Genomic DNA, 5,368 nt, shown 5'->3' with positions numbered 1-5,368 from the left:
GCCGGGGCCCCGGCGCCTGCGCAGGGGCGGGGTCCAGCCGGTGTTGTCCCCTGGGTCGATCATTGTCCGTGTGCCTTCCGTCCGAGTGCCGCGCCGTGTTCCGTGGGGGCCGGGGGCAGGTCGCGCCCGCGCCACCGGACGTGGCACACCCGCACCGCTCCCGCCGCGGCGACGGCCGCGCGCCGCCGCCGGGAGACGATCGCCCGACGGTGCAGCACGGCGTAGTCCTGCTCCGCGATCGCGTCGAGAATGCCGCTGTAGAGGGTGAACGCGGTGCGGATGCACGGCCGCACCCGGGGGTCGAGCAGGTCGATGCCCTGCTCCGCCGTCCGGTAGACGTTCCGGGTCATCGCGTCGGCGGCGGCGAACGCCGCGCGGATCCGCGGGTCGCGCTTCCCGGTGCGGCGGCTCCACTCCAGCAGGGGCCGGTCCACGCCGTGCGCGGCGAGCAGGTCCGCGGGGAGGTAGACGCGGCCCCGGTCGAGGTCCTCGCCGACGTCCCGCAGGAAGTTGGTGAGCTGGAAGGCCACGCCGAGGGCCGCCGCGTGCGGCTCGGCCTGCGCACGCGGGACGACCGTGCCGAGGACCGGCAGCATCTGGAGCCCGATCACCGCGGCCGAGCCGTGCATGTAGGCGCGCAGGTCGGCGTAGGTCGGGTAGTCGGTCACCGTGAGGTCGGCGCGCATCGAGGCGAGGAAGTCGGCGAACAGCACGGGGTCGATGGCGTAGCGCTCGGCGGTGTCGGCCACCGCGCGGACGACCGGTTCGTCGCCGTCCGCGGTGCGCAGCCCGCGCGCCAGGTCGCTCTCCAGTCGGCGCAGCAGCCGGTCGCGTTCGTCCGGTGTCTCGCGGCGGTCGAGGTCGTCCACGATGTCGTCCGCCCAGCGCGCGAAGCCGTACAGCGCGTGCACGGCCGAGCGGCGTTCCAGCGGCAGCAGACGGGTGGCCAGGAAGTAGGTCCTGCCGTGGCGGGCGTTGAGGCGCCGGCAGCGGCTGTAGGCGGCGCGCAGCTCGGGATCGGTGATCGCGGCGGCGTCCAGTTCACGACGGGTCATCGGCACCTGCCGGGTTCGGGGTGGAGGTGACAGCGGCGGTCGCCTGGGCGCGGCGCCGGGTGCCGGGGGCGGCTCCGGTGACGCGGGCCGCGGCGAGCTTGCCGCTGATGAGCACGGTCGGCACGCCGACTCCGGGAGTGGTCCCGCAGCCGGCGAGGACGACGTTGTCCACGCCGCGCACGACGTTGCGCGGGCGGAAGGGCCCGGTCTGGGCGAAGGTGTGCGAGACGGAGAAGGGGCTGCCGACCGCATGGCCCTGGGCCGTCCAGTCCAGCGGGGTGACCAGGTGCTCGGCGCGGATGGCGGCGCCGAACCCGTCGAGTCCCCGGCGCTCCAACTCGCCGACCAGGGTGTCCCGGTAGCGCGGCCCCAGCTCGCGCCAGGTGGTCGGCGAGGGGCCGATGGCGGTGTTCGGGCAGGGGGCCAGGACATAGTGCACGTGGTGGCCCGGGGGTGCGAGGGACGGATCGTGGGTGGTCGGCCGGGTGATCAGCAGGGAGGGGTCGCTCATCAGGTCCCCGGTGCGGGTGAGTTCGTCGAAGGTGCGCTTCCAGGCGCCGCCGAAGGACAGCGTGTGGTGGGCGAGGCCGGGCCAGGTGCGGTCGGTACCCACGTGCAGGACCACCGCGGACGGCGAGTGCCGCAGCGGCACCGGTCGACGCGGTGCCCGGCCCAGGAGCCGGTGGGCGGTGGACAGTTCGCAGGTCAGGACGACGGCGTCGCAGCTGATGCGCTCCCCCGACGCCAGGCGCACGGCCCGGACCCGGCCGGCCGAGCGTTCCAGCGCGCTCACCTCGGCCGACCAGCGGAGGTCGGCGCCCGCGTCGGCCGCGGCGTCCGCCATGGCCCGGGGCAGCGCGTGCATGCCGCCCTTGGGGAACCACACGCCGGCCACGGTGTCCATGTACGCGATCACCGCGTACGCCGCGAGGGCCCGTTCCGGCGCGACTCCGGCGTACAGCGCCTGGAAGGAGAAGACCCGCCGCAGCCGGTCGTCGGAGAGGAAGCGGCCGATGCGGCCGTCCAGCCGCCCGAAGCCGCCGAGCGCCGCCAGGCGTGCCAGGTCCGGGTGCAGGAGCTGGAGCGGCGAGTCGAAGTTCGTGTCGATGAACCGCTTCATCTGCGCCTGGTAGAGGCGGGTGAGCCAGTCCCGCAGGCGCCGGTAGCCCGCCGCCTCGGCCGGTCCCGCGAAGCGCCGCACCTCCGCCTCCATCGCCTCCGCGTCGGTGTGGACGTCCAGGGAGGTGCCGTCCGCGAAGCGGGCCCGGTAGGCGGGGTGAAGGGGCGTCAGTTCGACACGGCGGGCGAGGCTGTCGCCGACGGCGGCGAAGGCCTCGTCGGCCAGGTGCGGCATGGTCAGCACGGTGGGTCCGGTGTCCATCCGGTACCCGTCGAGGTCGAGGCGCCCGGCCCGGCCGCCCGGGCCCCCGTCCCGTTCGACGAGCGTGACCCGGCGCCCGGCGCCCAGCAGATGGAGCGCGCAGGCGAGGCCGGAGAGCCCGGCTCCCACGACGACCACGTGGTCGGTACGGCCCGGCACGGTCCTCATCCGGTCGCCTCCAGACGGTGCGGGGCGACGCCCGAGGCGCGGGCGACCAGCGCGGCGAACTCGTGCCGTACGCCAGGGTCGGCGCCGGTGCGCGCGAAGTACCGCACCCCGTCGGCCGCCAGGTCGGTGATCTTCGACTCGACCAGGGCACGGGCCCCGGTCCGCTCCAGGGCGGCCCGCATGCGCTGCTCGTCGGCGGGTGTCACGGGGGCCGTGGCGGGCGCGAGCGCGGCGGCGGACTCCTCGTCGCCGTCGGCCTCGGCGAGCCGCACGGCGACGGCCAGCAGATAGGTGAGCTTGCGCGAGCGCAGGTCGTCGCCGACCGGTTTGCCGGTGAGCGCGGGATCGCCGAACGCGCCGAGCAGGTCGTCGTGGAGCTGGAAGGCTAGCCCCACGCACCGCCCGGCGGAGCGCAGCGCGGCGGCGGTGTGCTCGTCGGCGCCGGTGAGGGCCGCGCCCAGGGCCAGCGGGCGCTCGACCGTGTACAGGGCGCTCTTGAGTGTGGCGATGGTGAGCGCCTCGTCGACGCCGGACGACCCGGTGGCCTGCGCGTGGATGTCGCGGTACTGCCCGGCGACCATTTCGTTGCGCATCGCGGCCCATTCGCGGTGCAGGCGGGCGCCGTGCGGCGAGCCGAGCGCGATCTCCGTCAGGAGGTCGTCCGCCCACACCAGCGCCAGGTCCCCGGCGAGCACCGCCGCGGACGTGCCGAAGGTCAGCGACGAGCCGGTCATGTGCGCGTCCCGGTGGAATCGCGCCAACTCCCTGTGCATCGCCGGTGCCCCTCTGCGCAGCGGCGATCCGTCCATGACGTCGTCGTGCACGAGGGCACACGCCTGGACGAGTTCGAGCGCGGCGCCGGTCCGCAGCAGTTCCGTGGCGTCGCCCGAGCCGCCCGCGGCCCGCCAGCCGCACCAGGCGAACGCGGTGCGCAGCCGTTTGCCGCCGCGCTCGGCGAACGCGGCGAGGCGTGCGGCCACGTCGCGTGCGAAGACCGGGTCCAGGGCGTGCGCCCGGGAGAGCCGTGCCTCGAGGACCCGGTCCAGGACGTCCTCCACGGACGTGGCCGCGCCGCGAGCGGTGCGCGGGTCGCCCCGGAGTCCCGCCGGTTCGGCCGGTGTCGGCCTGAGTCCAAGCATGTGCAACCCTTCCTCGCGCTCGGTCGCCTGCACACCTCTCTTTCCGCCGGGTGCGCCGACCCGGATGCGCCTGTCTCAGGCAGGATGCGCCTGTCTCAGGGCGGTGCGTCGCCGCGCGCGCGTTCCTGCCGCCGGACGTCCTCGATTCCGGTGAGCCGCTCCAGCTGACGCACCGCCTGGGTGGTGCGGTGGTTGCGGGCGAGCCGTTCCCGGTGCCGGTCGAGGAAGGCCCAATACCCGGCCGTGTACGGGCAGGCGCGCTCGCCGAGGCGTTCCGTGGGCCGGTGGACGCACGGCCCGCACAGGTCGCTCATGCGGTTGATGTAGGCACCGCCCGATGTGTACGGCTTGGTGGTCATCCGACCGCCGTCGGCGTACTGCGACATGCCGACCACGTTGGGCACCATGACCCAGTCGTAGCCGTCCACGAAGCAGCGGTGGAACCAGTCCGTGACGGCGACGGGGTCCCAGCCGCGCTGGAGGGCGTGGCTGCCGAGGACCATGAGGCGCGGGATGTGGTGCGTCCATCCCGTGTCGCGGACCTGCGCGAGCACGGTGCTCAGGCAGCGCGCCGGTACGGCGTCGGCGTCCAGGTCGTTCCACCAGTCGGGCAGCCGCCCGCGGTGGCCGAGGGCGTTGGAGTGCCGGTAGTCGTCGCCGAAGTACCAGTACAGCTGCCAGACGTACTCGCGCCAGCCGGCGATCTGCCGGACGAAGCCCTCCACGCTGCCCAGCGGTGCCCGCCCCTCGCGCCACTCGGTGTCCGCCCGCTCGACGCACTCGGCGGGATCGAGCAGGCCGAGGTTGAGCGGGGCCGACAGCAGGCTGTGGCTCATCGTGGGGTCGGCGGCCAGCATCGCGTCCTCGTACGGGCCGAACGTCGTGAGGCGACGTTCGACGAAGCGGTCCAGCGCGGCGCGTGCCTCGGTGCGGGTGGCGGCGAACCGCCGGGGTCCGTCGCGTCCGACGAAGGACACGTCACCGTCCTTCTCCCAGCGGTCCAGGTCGTGGCGGACCTCTTCGTCGATGTCGTCCTCGCGCGGCCGGTAGGGCCGGTCGACGGACAGCGTCGTGGCGCCGCGCGGCGGCGGCTCGCGGTTGTCGTGGTCGAGGTTCCACCGGCCTCCGGCGGGCCGTTCGCCGTCCATCAGCAGGTCGTGCCCGCGCCGGACCCAGCGGTAGAAGTCCTCCTGGCGCAGGCTCGTACCGCGTCCGTCGGCCCACGCGGCGAAGTCCGCCATGGGGACCAGGAACCCGCGCGCGGGCGCCACGGTGACCCGCGGCAGGGCGCGCACCAGGCGGAGGGCGGCGTACGACGTGGGGTGATGGACGGTCACCGGGCGTCCGCGCGCCGCCTTCTCCAGGCCTTCCCGGTAGGTGTCGGCGCGCACGTAGGTCACGCGGTCGCCGAGTTCGGCGGCGCGGTGCCGCATGGCGGACAGCACCAGGTGGGCCTTGGCCCGGTGGAACCGGCGCCGCCGGAACACCGAGCGGGCCTCGACGAGGAGCAGCGGGGTGTCCCGGCCGGGTCCGTGCTCGCCCGGCGTGAGGAAGTGCGGGCCGAGCTGGTCACCGAACAACCAGTGCATGAGGGGCTCCTCGGTACGAGGCGAGCGGGGCGGGCG

4 protein-coding genes are annotated in these 5,368 nt (G+C 74.8%); all 4 read right to left on the bottom strand.

What is annotated here, in order from left to right:
* Positions 1 to 59 precede the first annotated feature (59 nt).
* Entirely contained in the window at positions 60 to 1,055 is a 996-nt protein-coding gene (locus AOK22_RS34490; protein ID WP_055702658.1) for a phytoene/squalene synthase family protein, read from the bottom strand.
* Complete coding sequence (locus AOK22_RS34485; protein WP_055702657.1) at positions 1,042 to 2,604, bottom strand: phytoene desaturase; 1,563 nt, start codon at positions 2,602 to 2,604, stop codon at positions 1,042 to 1,044. The genes AOK22_RS34490 and AOK22_RS34485 overlap by 14 nt, the downstream gene beginning before the upstream one ends.
* Positions 2,601 to 3,743 (bottom strand): polyprenyl synthetase family protein, encoded by a 1,143-nt coding sequence (locus AOK22_RS34480; RefSeq protein ID WP_055702656.1) that lies wholly within the window; start codon positions 3,741 to 3,743, stop codon positions 2,601 to 2,603. Before AOK22_RS34480 ends, AOK22_RS34485 begins: the two co-directional genes overlap by 4 nt.
* 95 nt (positions 3,744 to 3,838) lie before the next feature.
* Complete coding sequence (locus AOK22_RS34475) at positions 3,839 to 5,332, bottom strand: cryptochrome/photolyase family protein (protein ID WP_055702655.1); 1,494 nt, start codon at positions 5,330 to 5,332, stop codon at positions 3,839 to 3,841.
* Positions 5,333 to 5,368: the final 36 nt, after the last annotated feature.

It is taken from the genome of Streptomyces silaceus, from assembly GCF_001419745.1.
GTDB classification, from domain to species: domain Bacteria; phylum Actinomycetota; class Actinomycetes; order Streptomycetales; family Streptomycetaceae; genus Streptomyces; species Streptomyces silaceus.
The sequence above is the reverse complement of the archived record's forward strand: the minus strand, read 5'-3'. Positions and strand labels throughout refer to the sequence as shown.